We start from the raw sequence: 15,779 nt of genomic DNA, 5'->3' as shown, positions 1-15,779 counted from the left end.
GTTGATAGTTTAGAACATTATACAAATACCGTTATTGTTTGTCAAAGAACTCCTCAGAAACCATGAACAATGAACAATGAAAAATGAGCAATGAACAATTGACAGTTTTAATTTCACCTAATACCTAAGACCTTTTTTAAAACATAATTTATCATACTCAAAGTGAAAGAACCATAATTATTTTATTCCGTTTGAAAAATATTTTGAATCATCTGTTTATCCAAATTAACAGCGATCGAGGTTAATTCTAGCACTTCCGATGGAGATAAACGCCACCCCAACGCCCCAATATTCTCTCTAGCTTGAGTCAAATTTTTTGCCCCCGGAATCGGTATTGTACCTTGACAAATACACCAATTTATGGCTACTTGTGCCATGGTTTTACCATTATCTTTGGCGATCGCCTCCAAAGTTTGTAGTAAAGGTTTAATTTTTGGTAATAATTCTTTAAATAAGCCTTTTCTGGGCCCTGATGGCAAATTTGTCAAATCTTGGTATTTCCCAGTTAAAATACCTAAAGTAAGAGGACTGTAAGCAATAATTTGAATGTTTAACTCCTGACATAATTCTTTTAATCCCAACTGCACAAAAGGATAAGTAGAAAGTAAAGAATATTGCACTTGGAGAGTACTAATTTTGACTCCTTTTTCCTTAAGATATTCATAAGCTCGTTGTAAATTTTTCGCCCCATAATTAGATAACCCGATCCCTTTTACTGCTTTTTGGTGATATAACTGGGCTAAACCATCTAATAAAGGCTTTTCTTGCCAAGGAAGATATTTGGCAGGAGACCAGTGCATTTGCACTAAATCGATCGATCTTGCCAATCTCTGAGCAGATTTTTCACAAGCCTTAATCATAGATTTGGGAGTTAAACGCCAAGGATAAACAGCTAGTTTTGTGGCGATCGTAATATCCTGTTGATGATCACCTTGATACTCTTGACTAAATTTACCTAAAAGACTCTCACTGCGTCCGTCTAATTTTCCTGTACCGTAAGAATCTCCAGTGTCGAACCAAGTAACCCCTTGGGAAACGTGCAAGTTAAAAACCTGCTGTAATTGGTTATCCATACTAGGATCATAACCCCATAAAAAACGATTTCCCCACGCCCATGTACCACATCCCATAGGAGACAAAAACAAGTTTTCTCCTACTTTTATTTTTGATTCGATCATATTTTTTTTCATTCTCAATTCTCAATTTTACATTGATCGATCGTAATAGAACAAAACAAATAAACTATAATAGTATCAGATTCAGTAGAGGAGTATTCATTCAAATTAAGATTAAACATTTATGATTTGTCTTTGTAGTCAAATTACGATAATATGAACACGTTACAGTTAATTCGTCACACTTTCAAGAAGTGGCAAAATCAATCTCATCAAACCTTTACTGTAAAAAATTCTACGGGAGAGTTAAATTGTTCCAAATATAGAGACGAAAATAAACCTTTTATATTTCAATGGGTCTATAAAATTCATTCACCAGTAATGGTGTTATTATCTGTTTCCACAATTACCGGATTGGTTAGTTATCGTTTCTACAACCAACCAGAGTTAGCCGTTGGCACTATTTCTCCTACTAAAATAATTGCTCCGGGTGATGGAGACTTCTTAGATCAAAAAAGTACAGAAGAATTACGAAGAAAAACTCGCAATGGTTTATTGCCAGTATTGCAACAAGATTTAACTTTAACTCAGACTATTATTAACAGGCTAAATAGCAAACTCGAAGAAATAGACACTCTTCGTCTCCTAATTAATCAAACTCCCCTCGTTGAAACAAATATCTTACCTTTCTCTACCCAAAAATATTTATATTCCATTTCTGAATCTCAGTGGGAAAAACTCCTCAAAGATATTGAATCGTCTCAACCATCTTTTTCCTACAATGAGAAAATTAAATCATTGTTTGTTTATAAACAAAAAGTTAGTCCTAATGAGTTTGAAAATACTCTCACTAAATTAAAACTATATCGAGACAATTATCAAAATTCCCTAAGTCAAATTTATCAATCTAACATTAGTGATCTTGATGACGAGGAAAAAAGTATTTTATTAGATATAGATTCTCAAACTTGGGAAAAAACCAAAATAGAAGTCAATAATGTGGCGAAAAAAATTCTTACTCAAGGAATTTCTCCCGGATTACCTGATGACATCAAATTTAAAACTGTCGAAATTCACTTAGAAAATCGTCTTCCGAAAGAAGTGAATAATATTGCGGTAAAGTTGCTGTTTAAAAATCTTGACTCTAATCTTACAGTTGATGAAGAAGCTACAAAAATAAGGGCTGAAAGAACTGCTTTATCGATCGAACCTGTAGTTGTTTCTATCAAAAAAAATGAAGTTATCGTCGATGCAGGGGAAAAAATTACCCAGACAGACTTTGTTTTACTCGATAACTTTAACTTAAGTCGTCGCAGTATTAATTGGACTGGAGTTGCTGGTTCTTCTGTTCTAGTAACTTTTTCTGTATTTTCTTTTATGGCGATCGCCAATAGAATTAAAGGCAGACTAAGAAGACGAGATCAAGTACTTCTATGGTTACTAAGTATTTCTGTTCCTGTTATTAGTGTATTTGATGTTGGATATAACTCATTACCAGCATTAGGATTTTTAGTTAGTAGTTTCTATGGGCCTACTTTAGCCTTAACTAATGTAACTATAATGACAGGACTAACCCTATTTCAAACAGAGATGATGGGCTGGGAATACTTAATTCCGTCTTTTGCCGGAGGAATATTAGCCTCTTTGATGGCAAGTCGTCTTCATTCCAGAGAAGAATTAGCCTTACTAGGTGCAGGAGTCGGATTAACTCAAGGAACAACTTATTTCATTGTCCATTTAATTGGTAGTGCTACAGCAGGAACAATCTGGTACACTATTTTACCCGGTGCTATTTGGCATGGCACTGTTGGCTTAACTTATAGTATTTTAGCCCTGGGTATTTCTCCTTATTTAGAAAGATTTTTTGATTTAATTACTCCTATACGTTTAGCAGAATTATCAAATCCTAATCGTCCGTTATTAAAAAGATTAGCCACAGAAGCACCGGGTACATTTCAACATACCATGTTTGTTGCCAGTTTAGCAGAAGCGGCCGCTCGTCAACTTCATTGTAATGTTGAATTAGTGAGAGCCGGAACACTTTATCATGATATAGGTAAAATGCACGATCCTCTTGGTTTTATTGAGAATCAAATGGGCGGTCCAAATAAACATGATATTATTAATAATCCTTACCAGAGTGCAGAAATTATCAAAAAACACGTCAGCGAGGGTATTATCATGGCTAAAAAATGTGGTTTACCTCAAGCTATTATCGATTTTATTCCCCAACATCAAGGCACTATATTAATCTCTTTTTTCTATTATCAAGCAAAAACTCAAGCGGAAGGGGAAGGAAAAAATATTCACAATATTGATGAAACGATTTTCCGTTATGATGGTCCTGTGCCACAATCGAGAGAAACAGGTATTGTAATGTTAGCAGATGGTTGTGAGGCAGCACTACGATCGTTGAAAGATGCGACTCCAGATCAAGCAATGGCAATGATTAACAAAATTTTTAAAGCCCGTTGGCGAGATCATCAGTTAGATAATAGTGGTATAAAATATGAAGAATTACCCACTATTGCAGAAGTTTTTGTCAATATTTGGCAACAATTTAATCATCAAAGAATTGTTTATCCTAAAGGTGCATTGGACTTAAAAATTAGCAACAAATAATTATTTTTTATGAGAACTTCACAGGTTCAATAATATATAATTGACCATTATCAATTAGTAAAATTTGTGTAATTTACATATCATAATAAAATTAAACCTTTAGTACTCTTATTTGTTCTTTTTTTCTTACTAGGTTAAGTTTTTATCAGATTTTTTTTTATATTTCATTTTTATTTAAAATGACTATCAATTTAGATATGTTTCATATTATTAAATAAAATAATATTTATTTTAACCTTTATATTCTCGCCAACGGTAGATTAGATCTTGCTTAAATTCTAAAACAATAACATTATCCTGGCTCTTTTCACTATTAGTTTTTAAGTTATAATCTGACCATGACCATTCTATAAAGGCTTTATTTTTCTCAATAATAATAGAGTGAATTTCAATATTTATATATTTTAAAACGGAGAAATAATCGTGAGTAATTTTTTCAATATCTGCTCTATTAATGATATTATTCTTACTCAAAATAATTATACCATCTTGAGAAAATAAAGAAGCAAAAATAAACGCATTTTTATTTATACAGGCTTGAGTTACTTTTTCAATTAGTAAATGATAATTGTTCATAGATAAAGTTTACTAAAAAAGTACTTTAGTAAATATATAGAAAACAAAATTTTATGTCTTCTATAATTTTTTAAAACATGATAAATGGATATATTTAGAGGTTTAAAATAAGAAAATTGCTCCAGTATTTTGTAAGTTAAAAGTTCTATTTCCTTGACTAATACTGTCTATTTTTCGTACTCTTAACTCAATTGTATTATTTGCAGTAACTTCAACAAAATATTTAAGATTAATTCTCGAACTATTTGGTTCTTTTATGTCAGGATAGATAACGATATAAGCTGGAGGTTTAAAATTTTCCATCGTAGTTTTAGCATCTTTTTCTAGCCTCATAGGTTCAACACTAGCATCTGTTAGGGCATAATCTAAAATAATTCCACTTTCATTAATAATTGTGAGAGTGATAGGTTGTTTCGTATCAACTCTTGCTACTGGTTGCCAAAATCCGGGCTGAAAAGTATCCGCTAATGGTAATTGTGTTTCTGGCGTAGGAGTTTGAGCTTCTGCGATCGCTGGTAAAATAATTAAGTTGGCAGTTGTTAAAACTAAAGAAGAAATTAACATTGATTTGAGCATGATTAAATTTGTCTCCAAGAATAAATAATTGCCGTTATTTTAGCTTAATTTAGAGAAAAGTGATTAAATTGCTAATTGCTAAATATTATTAATTAATTATTTTTAACCAGATTTTCGCTGTTGAGTTTAGCTTCATTTTGACGACGAATTTTAGCGTAAAATTGAATACTTCCAGCCATAACAATAATTAAACCAACAATTAACCAAGTGGCAATATCTAAAGGAAAGCTATTTTTAAATACAGCTAATAAAACAATAACTAATAAAAGTAAGGTAGGGGCTTCATTTAACGCTCGAAATTTTTGTCCACTCCATGTGTTTTCTCCCTTTTCTAGCTGTTTGATGATTCTGCCACACCAAAAATGATAAATCAACAACAAGCCTACAAATAAAAATTTAATATGTAGCCAAGGAGATTTTAACACATCTGTTTCTGTACTAATTAATCCGATCGCCATTACTACGGTAACAATCATTCCGGGAGTGGTAATGATGTTATAAAGACGTTTTTCCATTAACTCATATTGTTGTTTTAAAATACTTTGTGCTGGTTCTGGTTTTTCTTGTGCTTCTGCATGATAAACAAATAAACGTACAAGATAGAATAATCCTGCAAACCAAACAACAATGCCGATGAGGTGAAATGTTTTAAACCAATAATAAGCCATAATTTTCATGAATATTTTTTAACCATAACTAATATAACTGAGTTCAGAGTCAGCAATTATATTCTTAACCTAAAACCTGCAACCTAAAAACTGAGATGTTTTTCACTATGAGTGCAAAATCTAAGTTTAATTGATAGATGAATTTTTCAAAAAACGAACAATAGGAGAATCATCTGGTTTACCTTCACCAAAAATATTCTCTAAGGCTTTTCTCAATGTTTCTGCCATGACTATTTTATTTTCATAAACGACAATTACTCTTGCTAAAGTTGGTACACTATTTTTATCTGCTTCAATATATACTGGTTCTACATATAATAATGATTCTTCGATCGGTATAATTAATAAGTTTCCTTGTATTGCTTTTGATCCTTGACGATCCCATAAGGAGATTTGACCTGATATAATCGGATCTTGATTGATTAACGCTTCAATTTGACTAGGGCCATAAACTAGCCTTTGTTTAGGAAACTGATACAGTAATAATTTACCATAATTTTCTCGATCCGATCGAGCGGCTAACCATGCGATTAAATTAGGGCGAGAAATAGGTGTGTAAGGATGTAATAAAATAAATTCTTCTTTATCTGCAATGGGTAACTTCATAATTAAATAGTAAGGTTGCATCGATAAGACTTCACTACCATAAATTTCTTCGGGTACTTGCCATTGATCTTCTCTGTTATATAATACTTGAGGATCAGTGACATGATAAGTTAATAGTCTTTCTGATTGGGTATTAAATAAATCGATCGGATAGCGTGTATGCTGTTTAATATCATCGGGCATATTACTTAAAGGTTGGAATAATTCAGGGAAAATTTTACTCCACACTTTTATAATGGGATCACTCTCATCACTGATGTAAAAGATAACGTTGCCATCTTCCGCATTAATTAACACTTTAACGGAGTTGCGAATATAGTTAAAGAGATTATCCCCTGCATCAGAGTAGGGATAGTGATCTGATATGGTATAACCATCTATTAACCAATATAAATGATTGGATTCATCATTATTACCTTTTGCTACCACTAGATAAGGATCTCTATCATAATACAAAAAAGGTGCGATCGCTTTTAACCTATCCCAAAGGTTACGGCGAAATAAAATACGGGTTTTTGAGGTAAAGTTATTCGTTAACAACATCCGCCAATCTCTCAGATACAAGGAAAACAAAAATTTGCGCCTAAAGGAATTAAGATAAATTCCCCCGTCTCCATCGTAGGTGTGATAAACATTTTCTTCACCGCTAGGAAAATCAAACTCCTTTACTTTTGTATTTGTCATAATGTAATCATTTGTAGCCTGCCCATAGTAAATACGAGGACGATAAATGGGGATACTATTTCTTACCCCTTCAGAGGATGTATTTAAAGCCCCCGGATCTTCAGGAGTACCAATATCTTTGATAAAGTAGTAGGGTAAGCCGCCGTTATCAACTCTGTTAACAGGAGACATAGTAAAACCATAACCGTGAGTATATACTAAGTGTTGGTTTACCCACGTTTGTGCTTGAGGTGGTAATTGTTGTGAATCTAACTCCCTCCCGGCAATAATTACTTGTTTATTTATGGCTTGATTTTTGCCTGAATCTGTCTTATCTTCAATATTATATCGATCGATGTCAGCATCATAAAACACATAATAAGGACGAATTTGCTGTAATTGACGATTAGCTTGTAAAATAGGTCTAGTGTCCCAAAGACGAATATTATTAATTGTGAGATAATTTTTTTCTATTTCTTTTGCTGTTAAATTACCTTCAGGATCAAAAGTTTTTACCTCAATTTTATCTAAATTAAAAGCGGATCTTGTTTGTTCAATATTATAGATAATATAGGGTTTTTCTAGGGCTAATTCGTTGGGTTGCACGATCGTATTTTGAACTATAATCGCTAATAAAAGTCCTAAGGGATAAAGGGTAAAATAAATAAAAAAAGGTAAAGTTGAAATGGAAATAATTGCTTTATTCTTATGTTTTAAACTATATATAATTTTTGTACTTGATCCTGTAAAAGCCTTAAAAAATAACCAAATTGCCATCAAGAAAGTATAAGTACAAGCGAGAGTTTCTCTTGGTAAACTAATATAAATATCGGTATAACCAGCCCCATAAACGACTCCATCGGTGGATAGTAATAGTAAATAACGATTTAGCCAATGAATCACTGCTAACATTATCATTAATAATCCTGCTAAACCGTATAAGTGTCTTAGTTGATAGCGAGAAAAACCTTTGAATTTTCCATCAGAAACGCTATTATTAGAGAGTAAATAAATTAAAGTTACAGATACGATCGTATAGATGAATAAACCTTGTAACAATAAGCTAATAATTTGAATAAAAGGAATTTTAAAAATATAAAAACTTAAATCTTTATGAAAAATAGGATCTGTTTTATCAAAAGGAATACTGTTAATAAATTGTAAAAAAGTTCCCCAATAACCAGCTAAAATAAATGCAAATAAAATACTATAATAAACCGCAATAATTTTTAACCATAACTGAGTTTTAAAAACCAATAAAATAGCAAAAATAATAATGACAATAATTATCCAACCTTCCTGAGAAAAATTTTTCGCGATATTTTGAAAAATACTAAAATCAAATGGATTAGGTACAGGAGGTTTTAAATTAGGTAATTCAAGGGTAACATAATAAATCTTACTGATAATTCTTGTATAGTAAACAAGACTAATGCTAATTAAAAGAGAAAAAGCAAAAACTATTGGTAATAAATATCTTAATTGTAGTTCAGGAGATTGGGAATATTGTTTATTTTTTGCGTCCTTTGCAAAATTAGCTTGATTTTTTTTGTGTTTTTCTGCAATAACTAAATTACTCCATAAAAACGATAGAGAAATGGTAAAAGTAGTTAACCACAAAAATAATTTTGTAAGAGAAGTATTCCAGAAAGTTTGTAGATAATGAACCTCTTTAAACCATAAAATATTAACATTAATCTTACTAATAATTATTAAACTTAAGTATATTAATATTAATGAACTTATAATAATAAAAATAAGATGTAAGTAGTTTTTATTTTTGATAGATTCAGATTTTTCTGGTGCTTTCATTAGCTTATTCAGATTTTCTCGGCTAATTTTCATCATTAACAGGACTCCCCCATAATTGGGAGTTGGATGCGAAAAAAACTATTTTTGCGAAAGTCCTAATTAATTTATCTTACTACTTTCTGAATATTTCTCTACTTACTTTTTTCTTGTAAAATGGATTTTGAGTATTAAATATTACCTAATTTTGTAAAACATCATCTAATTTAACACCAATAGTTGAATTATTAGAAAATACAGTTCCAGTTTTTTGTGCTAAAAGACGAGCTAATACTTTATCATACACAGAGTCTGATAAGTGAATATACCCAATCTCATCAACGATCGATTTTTGATCTTTACTGAGGTAAAATTCTATAAAACTCTTAATTTCTGGACGTTCTAAAGATGATTTTTTTATATAGATAAAGATAGGACGAGCTAGAGGTTGATATGTACCAGTTTCTACCGTTGCAATACTTGGTTCGATACAACCCTCGCCATTACTAGGATCTCCATCATCAATAGCAACAGGTTTCACTTTAGTTAAATTTTCTTCGAGGTAAGAAAGACCAAAGTAACCTAATGCACCTTTATCCCCACCAACTCCCTGTACAATCAAATTATCATCTTCACTGGCAGTATAATCTCCCCTACTTTCGCCACTTTTATCGTTGATTGCTTCCGTAAAGTAGTCAAAAGTACCAGAATCAGTACCAGGCCCATAAAGGTTAATAGGTTGATCTGGAAAAGTCGATCGAATTTGTTTCCAATTGGCGATCGAACCTTGAGCAGAAGGTTGCCAAATTTTTTGTAACTCCTCTTTTGTCAAACAGACTGCCCAATCATTTTCTGGATTTACTACCACAGATAAAGCATCAAAAGCAACAGGTAACTCTACATATTCAATTCCTCCCTGTGCACATTTTTCGATTTCTTCCTTTTTAATAGGACGAGAAGCGTTGGAAATGTCCGTTTCTCCAGCACAAAATTTCTTAAATCCACCTCCAGTACCTGACACACCGATGGCAATTTTAACTCCATTATTAGCGTCCTGAAAATCCTCAGCCATAGCCTGAGTAATGGGAAATACTGTGGATGAACCATCAATAGTAATATTTCCTGTTAAATCTGTGGTTTCAGGAACTTTTGTTACGGCTTCTGAATTATTTTGAGTGCAAGATTGTAACCCCGTCAGTAAAATTATTAAAGGAAAAGATAACCATAATTTACTGATTTTATTCATTTTAAATTTAATCATTATTTTATGTATTTATTGATACATTTTTTTTATTCTTCGACTAAAATATAACTTATTAATTTAATAATTAAGGTTATTAAAGAATTAAGAATAGATTAAGTTTTAGTTAAATAAAAGTTAAGTAAAAAATTAAAAAAAACTCTTGACAATTGATAATTAATAGTTGAAACTTAATAAGTAATTTACTTTAAAATTATTCTTAAATTTATAATCCTATCAACTCAAAATCATTTCATTATTCTCCATCTTTTTTCTTTTGTCAAGAGAGTTGAGGGTATCTTAAGATAAAATATCATGAAAAATGAAAGCAATATTAATAAATATCAAACCACTTTAAAACAGTTACCTTTAGATAACTACAGAGTAGATATTAAGGTAGCCACAGAAATCGTAGAACAACAATTATTATTAAATCCTAAACTTTCAGGAGTTTTTGTTCTAAAAAATAATCAGGTAATAGGAGTCATTTCTCGACGTAAATTTTTTGAAAAAATGAGTAAAGAATATGCAAGAGATATTTATAGTAAACGTCCAATAAAATTACTCATTGAAAGTTATAATTATGATCCCCTTAAAATACCTTTAAAAACCGAGATAAATGACGCTGTAAAAATTGCCTTAGAACGCAGTGCAGATTTTATTTATGAACCGATCGTAGTTACAAAAAAAGGCGAAGAAATTGGGATGTTAGAACTAAGTATTTTAATTTTATATCAAGCTCAAACCTTCTCAGAAATTAATAATAAATTGTTAGAACAAGAGCAAAATTTGAGGAATTATGCTGATACGATCGAAATTGAAAAACAAAAAGTAAAAGAGTATGCAAATCAATTAGAACACCAACAAGCAGACTTAAAAGAAGCTAATAAATTACTAAAAAATCAAACAAAAGAATTAGAAGAAAAACAAACTCAACTATTTCTAGAAACTCAAAAGGTAAATAATCTCAATCAAAGATTTTCTGATGTAGGTTTATTACTATCAAAAGAAGGAAAAAATACTTTTCAAGCTCTTAGTGAAAGTGTAAAATCCATGATTAATTTTACAGAACAAATTAACGAAATTGGAGACAACTTTCAGAATAAATTTAAAATGGTTAATCAAGCCACAGATTTAATTAATAAAATCAGTAAAAGAGTAGAAAATCTTTCTTTTCAAGCAGGTGTTATGGTAGCAAATTTACCTTCCGATGATGGTAGGGGAATCTCTTTTAATATGATTTCAGAAGAAATTAAAAAACTGAGTTTACAAATAGCAGAAGCTACCGCTAGTGTTAATAGTATCGCTCAACAGTTGAAACCAGAGATCAAGATTTTAGTAAATACTGCCCAAGAAAATAGGGAGGTAGTAAAAAGTTTAGTGCGTAACTCTCAAGGTACAGAATTAGCATTAAATAAATTAAATAATTTAGTAGAAAAAGGACAGGATAATGTATAAATTATCATCTTTTAATTTAACTCATCGTCGTAAATCATGGCAAGAAGTTTGCTTTACAATTTTAGGGTTTATTCCGATTATCATTACCTTCGGTATTTTTAGTATTTTTGTAACTCAAACTTGGGGATTTTTTCAAGAAGTTTCTATTTTTGATTTTTTCACAAGTAAAGAATGGACTCCTAATTTTAGTGATGCTCAATTTGGGATTATTGTTTTATTATCTGGAACTTTTTTAGTAACTATAATTGCCTTAATTGTGGCGATTCCTTTAGGAATTTTAGCAGGTATTTATTTAGCGGAATATTCTCCCAATAAATGGAGAAAAATTTTTAAAATATCTTTGGAATCTTTAAATGGTATTCCGGGGGTAGTTTATGGCTATTTTGCTCTTTTATTATTAACTCCTTTTTTGCAAAGTCATTTTTTTCCTTCTCTTGGGGGTTTTAATGCTTTAAGTGCAGGTGTATGTATCGGAATTTTGATTATTCCCATTATTGCTTCTCTTACGGAAGATGCCTTACTTTCTCTCTCCTCAGAATTACGCAACTCTGGTTATGCCTTGGCGTTGACGAAACAAGAGGTTATTCGTTTAATTCTTTTACCTGCTATCTCACCAAAAATTTTATCGGCTATCACCCTCGCTACTTCTGTAGCCGTAGGAGAAACAATGATTGTGGCGATCGCATCAGGACAAAAACCAAATTTAACTTTAAATCCTTTTGAACCGATCGAAACCATAACATCCTTTATTATTAGGGTAAGTTTAGGAACAGTGGAATTTGATTCTCTTATGTTCAAAACAATTTTTACCGTGGGATTTATCCTATTTCTAGCTACATTTCTTCTCAATACTTTTAGTTACTGGTTACAAAACAAAGAATCAAAATCAAATAATAATCACAGTAAAATCCAAAAAGAAATACTATTATCTAATAATAATAAGTTATCAGAAAAAAGTTACTATTTATCATCATCAAAAAGAGAAAATATTAAACTTAATAATCATCTTCCCCTAAATAGAGTTTTACCAGATAAAATATTACAATTTTTTGGATTTTTTGCTTCTACCGTTGGAGTTATATTTTTAGTTATTTTACTATGGGATTTAGGAGAAACAGGCTTAAATCGTCTTAATTGGACATTTATAACCAGTTTTTCTTCTCGTAGAGTGGAAGAATCAGGTATTTTAGCAGGGTTAGTGGGAAGTGTCTGGCTATTTGTACTTAGCTTAATGATGGTGATTCCTTTAGGGGTAGGAAGTGCTATTTATTTGGAAGAATATCGCAAAAATAACGCCTTAAATGGATTTTTAGAAGTTAGTATTGCCAATTTAGCCGCTATTCCTTCCATTATTTACGGCTTACTCGGCTTAGAGATTTTTGTACGTCTTCTTAAACCAATAACAGGGGGTTATAGTATTCTTTCTGGTGCGTTAGTTTTAACCTTAATGACTTTGCCTACTCTGATTATTACCTGTCGTACTGCTTTAAAAAGTACAGGGAAAACCCTGCGCAATGGAGGTTATGCTGTAGGGATGACCAAAGAACAAGTATTACAACAATTAATTATTCCTTCTGCATTACCAAGTATTATAACTGGGGTATTAATTGCTCAAGTTCGTGCTTTAGCAGAAACTGCCGCTTTAATTGGAGTTGGTGCCAAGGCTTCCGTAAGGTTTTTACCCCCCTTATCATGGGAAGGCTTAACCAGTAGTTATACCACTTTACCAGTACAAATATTCTATTGGTTACAAAATCCAAAGGCGGAAGTTCAATCTTTAGCCGCCGCCGCCATTATTGTTTTGGTGGTGATGTTATTAATTCTCAATTTAATTTCATTATCAATTAGGGAATTTTTCTCTAAATCTTATAGTTAATTTTAGGAGTAATTTATGACTAATGACAACATTATTAAAGTAGAAAATTTAGCTGTTTTTTATCAAGAAACTTCTATTATTGCTGGAGTATTTTTAGATATAAAACCTCAACAAATTACTGGTATTATGGGTCGATCGGGTTGTGGAAAAAGTACACTTTTAAGATGTTTTAACCGTCTTAATGACTTTATTGATGGCATGAAAATTAAGGGAAATATCTTGTTCAAAGATCAAAATATTTATGATCCTGATGTTAATTTAGTACAGTTACGTCGAATTGTTGGAATGCTATTTCAACAACCTGCACCTTTTCCTACTTCTATTTACAAAAATATTTCTATGGCTTTAAAAGCTAACGGTTATAAGAAAAATATTGATGATTTAGTCGAAGATTCTTTAATGAAGGTGGGGTTATGGGATGAGGTAAAAAATCATCTTCATAAAAACGCTATGATTCTTTCTGGTGGGCAAAAACAACGTCTTTGTTTAGCAAGAGCGATCGCAATTCAACCAGAGATTATACTACTAGATGAGCCTTGCTCTGCTTTAGATCCCATTTCTACTCTGGAGATTGAAAACTTGTTATATCACCTTAAAAAAGATTATACCATCATTATGACTACTCACGATCTCAAACAAATTGCAAGGGTTTGTGATGAAGTAATTTACATGGATATAAGAGAAAACGATCGAGGAGAAAAAACAGGGTTTATAGTAGAACAAAATAGTGTTGAAAAGATCTTTCTTAATCCTGAAAATCAAGAAACCTTAGCTTATACTTCTGGGGGAATAATGATGAGATAGTTAAAACGAAAACTTTTTACCATTTAAGTACGGCTTCATCTTTTCCTTTTTCTTGTCTAATTTTACTATCTTTTTCCATCCATTTAATAATTTCTTCTGAAGTTAAATCTTGCAATGAAACTCCTAAATCTTGGGCTATAATTTGTAGCAATTTAAAAGAAGAAATAGTGAGGCGAGTTAAAAATTTTTCTGAGGTAGTAAGTAAGGCTTTTTCTACTTCGATCGATTCATTTTCTGTTAAAAATTGTGGATTTTCAATCATAAATTAATAATTTAAAATTTTTTTAATTATCTTTAAAAACTGACATCAGTATATAAATCTAAGATAGGAAAACATAGCTCGATCGATGATAAATCAACGAGGGTATCTTGTCCACTATTTTCTTGAAATAACCATTGATTTTCTCCTCTTTTAACATAGTTTTCGATCGCATAATCTGATTGATTAATTAATAAATACTGTTTTAAAGTAGGAATAGAACGATAATAATAGAATTTATCTTTTCTGTCATAATTTGCTGTAGAAGGAGATAAAACTTCGACAATTAAACAAGGATTTAATACTTCATCTTTACGATTATTATTTAACATTATTTCTCCTTCAATTACCATAATATCAGGATAAGTAGCTTTTTTATAAGCTAAGACGCATTTAACTTACATTGATTAATTCACCCTTATTCTTAAATTTTTTACTCCAATTAATTACTAAACCTCCTTCATTTAATAAGTAATTTACTGTTTTTTCTAGCTGTTCTTTATTTTCAAAGTTTCTATAAGCTATATATTCCTTTGCCGAATTCCACACTAATTCTATTAAGTTATAATCTGGACTATATACCGGTAAATATTCTAGTCTTATATTCGGTAGATTTTTTTCTATTTTTTCTACTATTTCCTTTTTTTTATGGAAACTTGCGTTGTCTAATATTATGATTATTTTCGGACCACATTCTTTAAAATCTTTTTCATCATTTCCCTTACTTACCCATTCATTTTTTATTTCTTCCCATAACTTTTTTAATTGTTCACAAAACGTTTCTGAATCACCTTTTTTTATTACAAAACATCTTCTTTTTTTATCCGAATATCTTATTCCTCCCATGATATTTACTCTTCCTCTTCTTCTTTCTCCCTTCACCTTTTTTCTTTTTCCTTTTTTCGTCCATGTTTTTCTTCTTATCACCCTTAAAATAAAACCACACTCATCCCAAAACCATACTTGAACTAACTCAGGATTCTCTTTACCTATTTCTATGTAATGTTCTAATTTTTCTTTAAATGCTTTTCTTTGTTCTTGATTTTGTTTGTCTTCTAAACTATATTTTCCCCAAATATAACTATACTTTTTTCTTTTTAATATCCTCACTACTTGTGATTTGCTTAATTTAATTCCTGTTTCTTTTTCCAAATGTTCTGATAATCTTTGCCCCGTCCATCGACCAAAATCATATCCAAAATCTTCAGGATTTTTATCAACTACTTCTAATAATCTTTCAATATATTTATCCGTTGCTTTTGTTTGGTTTCCTTTTCTTCTTTTATCTTGCAATGAATCTACATTATTAGGATTACCATGAACTGCCCAGTAAGCCACCGTTTTGGGGGAACAACCCAAAAAAACTGCTATTTCTTGATAATTTTTACCATCATTCTCTAATAAAAATATTAAAATTCTTTCCCTGACTTCCGATCTCTTTTCTATTTTTAAAGCATCTTGTAGATACTTTCTTTCTTCCTCTGACAAAAAATTTTTAGAAGGCATAAATCACACCTAAGTTTTATCT

Annotated in this window: 12 protein-coding genes and 1 pseudogene; 4 read left to right on the top strand and 9 right to left on the bottom strand. The window is 31.0% G+C overall.

What is annotated here, in order from left to right; all coding sequences use genetic code 11:
- Positions 1–182: 182 nt before the first annotated feature.
- Positions 183–1,190 carry an aldo/keto reductase gene (locus GM3709_RS08580; RefSeq protein WP_231937646.1) on the bottom strand — a complete coding sequence of 336 codons (1,008 nt, stop codon included), beginning with the start codon at positions 1,188–1,190 and terminating at the stop codon, positions 183–185.
- A gap of 141 nt (positions 1,191–1,331) precedes the next feature.
- Between GM3709_RS08580 and GM3709_RS08575 the strand changes: the two genes are divergently transcribed.
- A complete protein-coding gene (locus GM3709_RS08575; protein WP_066118329.1) occupies positions 1,332–3,737 on the top strand; it encodes an HD family phosphohydrolase in 2,406 nt (801 codons plus the stop codon).
- A gap of 231 nt (positions 3,738–3,968) precedes the next feature.
- Here the strand turns inward: GM3709_RS08575 and GM3709_RS08570 are convergent, their stop codons facing one another.
- The 5 genes from GM3709_RS08570 to GM3709_RS08550 form a co-directional block, all read right to left on the bottom strand.
- Positions 3,969–4,313, bottom strand: a complete 345-nt coding sequence (locus GM3709_RS08570) for a hypothetical protein (RefSeq protein ID WP_066118327.1) — start codon at positions 4,311–4,313, stop codon at positions 3,969–3,971.
- 102 nt (positions 4,314–4,415) lie between these two features.
- Positions 4,416–4,877: a hypothetical protein gene (locus GM3709_RS08565; protein WP_231937645.1), complete on the bottom strand. Its 462-nt coding sequence runs from the start codon at positions 4,875–4,877 to the stop codon at positions 4,416–4,418.
- A 104-nt stretch (positions 4,878–4,981) separates the two neighbouring features.
- Complete coding sequence (hemJ, locus tag GM3709_RS08560; protein ID WP_066121825.1) at positions 4,982–5,557, bottom strand: protoporphyrinogen oxidase HemJ; 576 nt, start codon at positions 5,555–5,557, stop codon at positions 4,982–4,984.
- Positions 5,558–5,683: 126 nt separating this feature from the next.
- Complete coding sequence (locus GM3709_RS08555; protein WP_231937644.1) at positions 5,684–8,674, bottom strand: UPF0182 family protein; 2,991 nt, start codon at positions 8,672–8,674, stop codon at positions 5,684–5,686.
- A gap of 142 nt (positions 8,675–8,816) precedes the next feature.
- Positions 8,817–9,860, bottom strand: coding sequence for a PstS family phosphate ABC transporter substrate-binding protein (locus tag GM3709_RS08550; protein WP_082713059.1), 1,044 nt, complete (start codon positions 9,858–9,860; stop codon positions 8,817–8,819).
- Between the two features lie 309 nt (positions 9,861–10,169).
- On the opposite strand from GM3709_RS08550, the gene GM3709_RS08545 reads away from it, so the two are divergent.
- From GM3709_RS08545 to GM3709_RS08535, 3 genes are read left to right on the top strand one after another with little or no spacing between them, the layout of a single operon-like run.
- The gene (locus tag GM3709_RS08545; RefSeq protein WP_066118321.1) at positions 10,170–11,312 is read left to right on the top strand and encodes a hypothetical protein; all 1,143 of its coding nucleotides are present in this window, start codon (positions 10,170–10,172) and stop codon (positions 11,310–11,312) included.
- A complete protein-coding gene (gene pstC, locus GM3709_RS08540; RefSeq protein WP_066118318.1) occupies positions 11,305–13,188 on the top strand; it encodes a phosphate ABC transporter permease subunit PstC in 1,884 nt (627 codons plus the stop codon). The genes GM3709_RS08545 and pstC overlap by 8 nt, the downstream gene beginning before the upstream one ends.
- A gap of 15 nt (positions 13,189–13,203) precedes the next feature.
- Positions 13,204–13,992: a phosphate ABC transporter ATP-binding protein gene (locus GM3709_RS08535; protein ID WP_066118316.1), complete on the top strand. Its 789-nt coding sequence runs from the start codon at positions 13,204–13,206 to the stop codon at positions 13,990–13,992.
- Between the two features lie 16 nt (positions 13,993–14,008).
- On the opposite strand, the gene GM3709_RS08530 is transcribed toward GM3709_RS08535, so the two are convergent.
- From GM3709_RS08530 to GM3709_RS08520, 3 genes and pseudogenes are all read right to left on the bottom strand, one after another.
- Positions 14,009–14,254: a hypothetical protein gene (locus tag GM3709_RS08530; protein WP_066118314.1), complete on the bottom strand. Its 246-nt coding sequence runs from the start codon at positions 14,252–14,254 to the stop codon at positions 14,009–14,011.
- Between the two features lie 32 nt (positions 14,255–14,286).
- Positions 14,287–14,619: pseudogene (locus GM3709_RS08525) on the bottom strand (Uma2 family endonuclease); the annotation flags it as partial.
- A 25-nt stretch (positions 14,620–14,644) separates the two neighbouring features.
- Complete coding sequence (locus GM3709_RS08520) at positions 14,645–15,757, bottom strand: IS630 family transposase (RefSeq protein ID WP_066118309.1); 1,113 nt, start codon at positions 15,755–15,757, stop codon at positions 14,645–14,647.
- Positions 15,758–15,779 lie beyond the last annotated feature (22 nt).

This window comes from Geminocystis sp. NIES-3709, from assembly GCF_001548115.1.
GTDB lineage: Bacteria > Cyanobacteriota > Cyanobacteriia > Cyanobacteriales > Cyanobacteriaceae > Geminocystis.
This window is presented reverse-complemented; position numbering and strand designations above follow the sequence as displayed.

Bases quoted from the DNA above. Each gene is read 5' to 3' on its own strand.
- pstC (WP_066118318.1), top strand. From the start codon at position 11,305: ATGTATAAATTATCATCTTTTAATTTAACTCATCGTCGTAAATCATGG.
- GM3709_RS08575 (WP_066118329.1), top strand. From the start codon at position 1,332: ATGAACACGTTACAGTTAATTCGTCACACTTTCAAGAAGTGGCAAAAT.
- GM3709_RS08545 (WP_066118321.1), top strand. From the start codon at position 10,170: ATGAAAAATGAAAGCAATATTAATAAATATCAAACCACTTTAAAACAG.
- GM3709_RS08530 (WP_066118314.1), bottom strand. From the start codon at position 14,254: ATGATTGAAAATCCACAATTTTTAACAGAAAATGAATCGATCGAAGTA.
- GM3709_RS08570 (WP_066118327.1), bottom strand. From the start codon at position 4,313: ATGAACAATTATCATTTACTAATTGAAAAAGTAACTCAAGCCTGTATA.
- hemJ (WP_066121825.1), bottom strand. From the start codon at position 5,557: ATGGCTTATTATTGGTTTAAAACATTTCACCTCATCGGCATTGTTGTT.
- GM3709_RS08520 (WP_066118309.1), bottom strand. From the start codon at position 15,757: ATGCCTTCTAAAAATTTTTTGTCAGAGGAAGAAAGAAAGTATCTACAA.
- GM3709_RS08535 (WP_066118316.1), top strand. From the start codon at position 13,204: ATGACTAATGACAACATTATTAAAGTAGAAAATTTAGCTGTTTTTTAT.
- GM3709_RS08580 (WP_231937646.1), bottom strand. From the start codon at position 1,190: ATGAAAAAAAATATGATCGAATCAAAAATAAAAGTAGGAGAAAACTTG.
- GM3709_RS08550 (WP_082713059.1), bottom strand. From the start codon at position 9,860: ATGAATAAAATCAGTAAATTATGGTTATCTTTTCCTTTAATAATTTTA.
- GM3709_RS08555 (WP_231937644.1), bottom strand. From the start codon at position 8,674: ATGATGAAAATTAGCCGAGAAAATCTGAATAAGCTAATGAAAGCACCA.
- GM3709_RS08565 (WP_231937645.1), bottom strand. From the start codon at position 4,877: ATGTTAATTTCTTCTTTAGTTTTAACAACTGCCAACTTAATTATTTTA.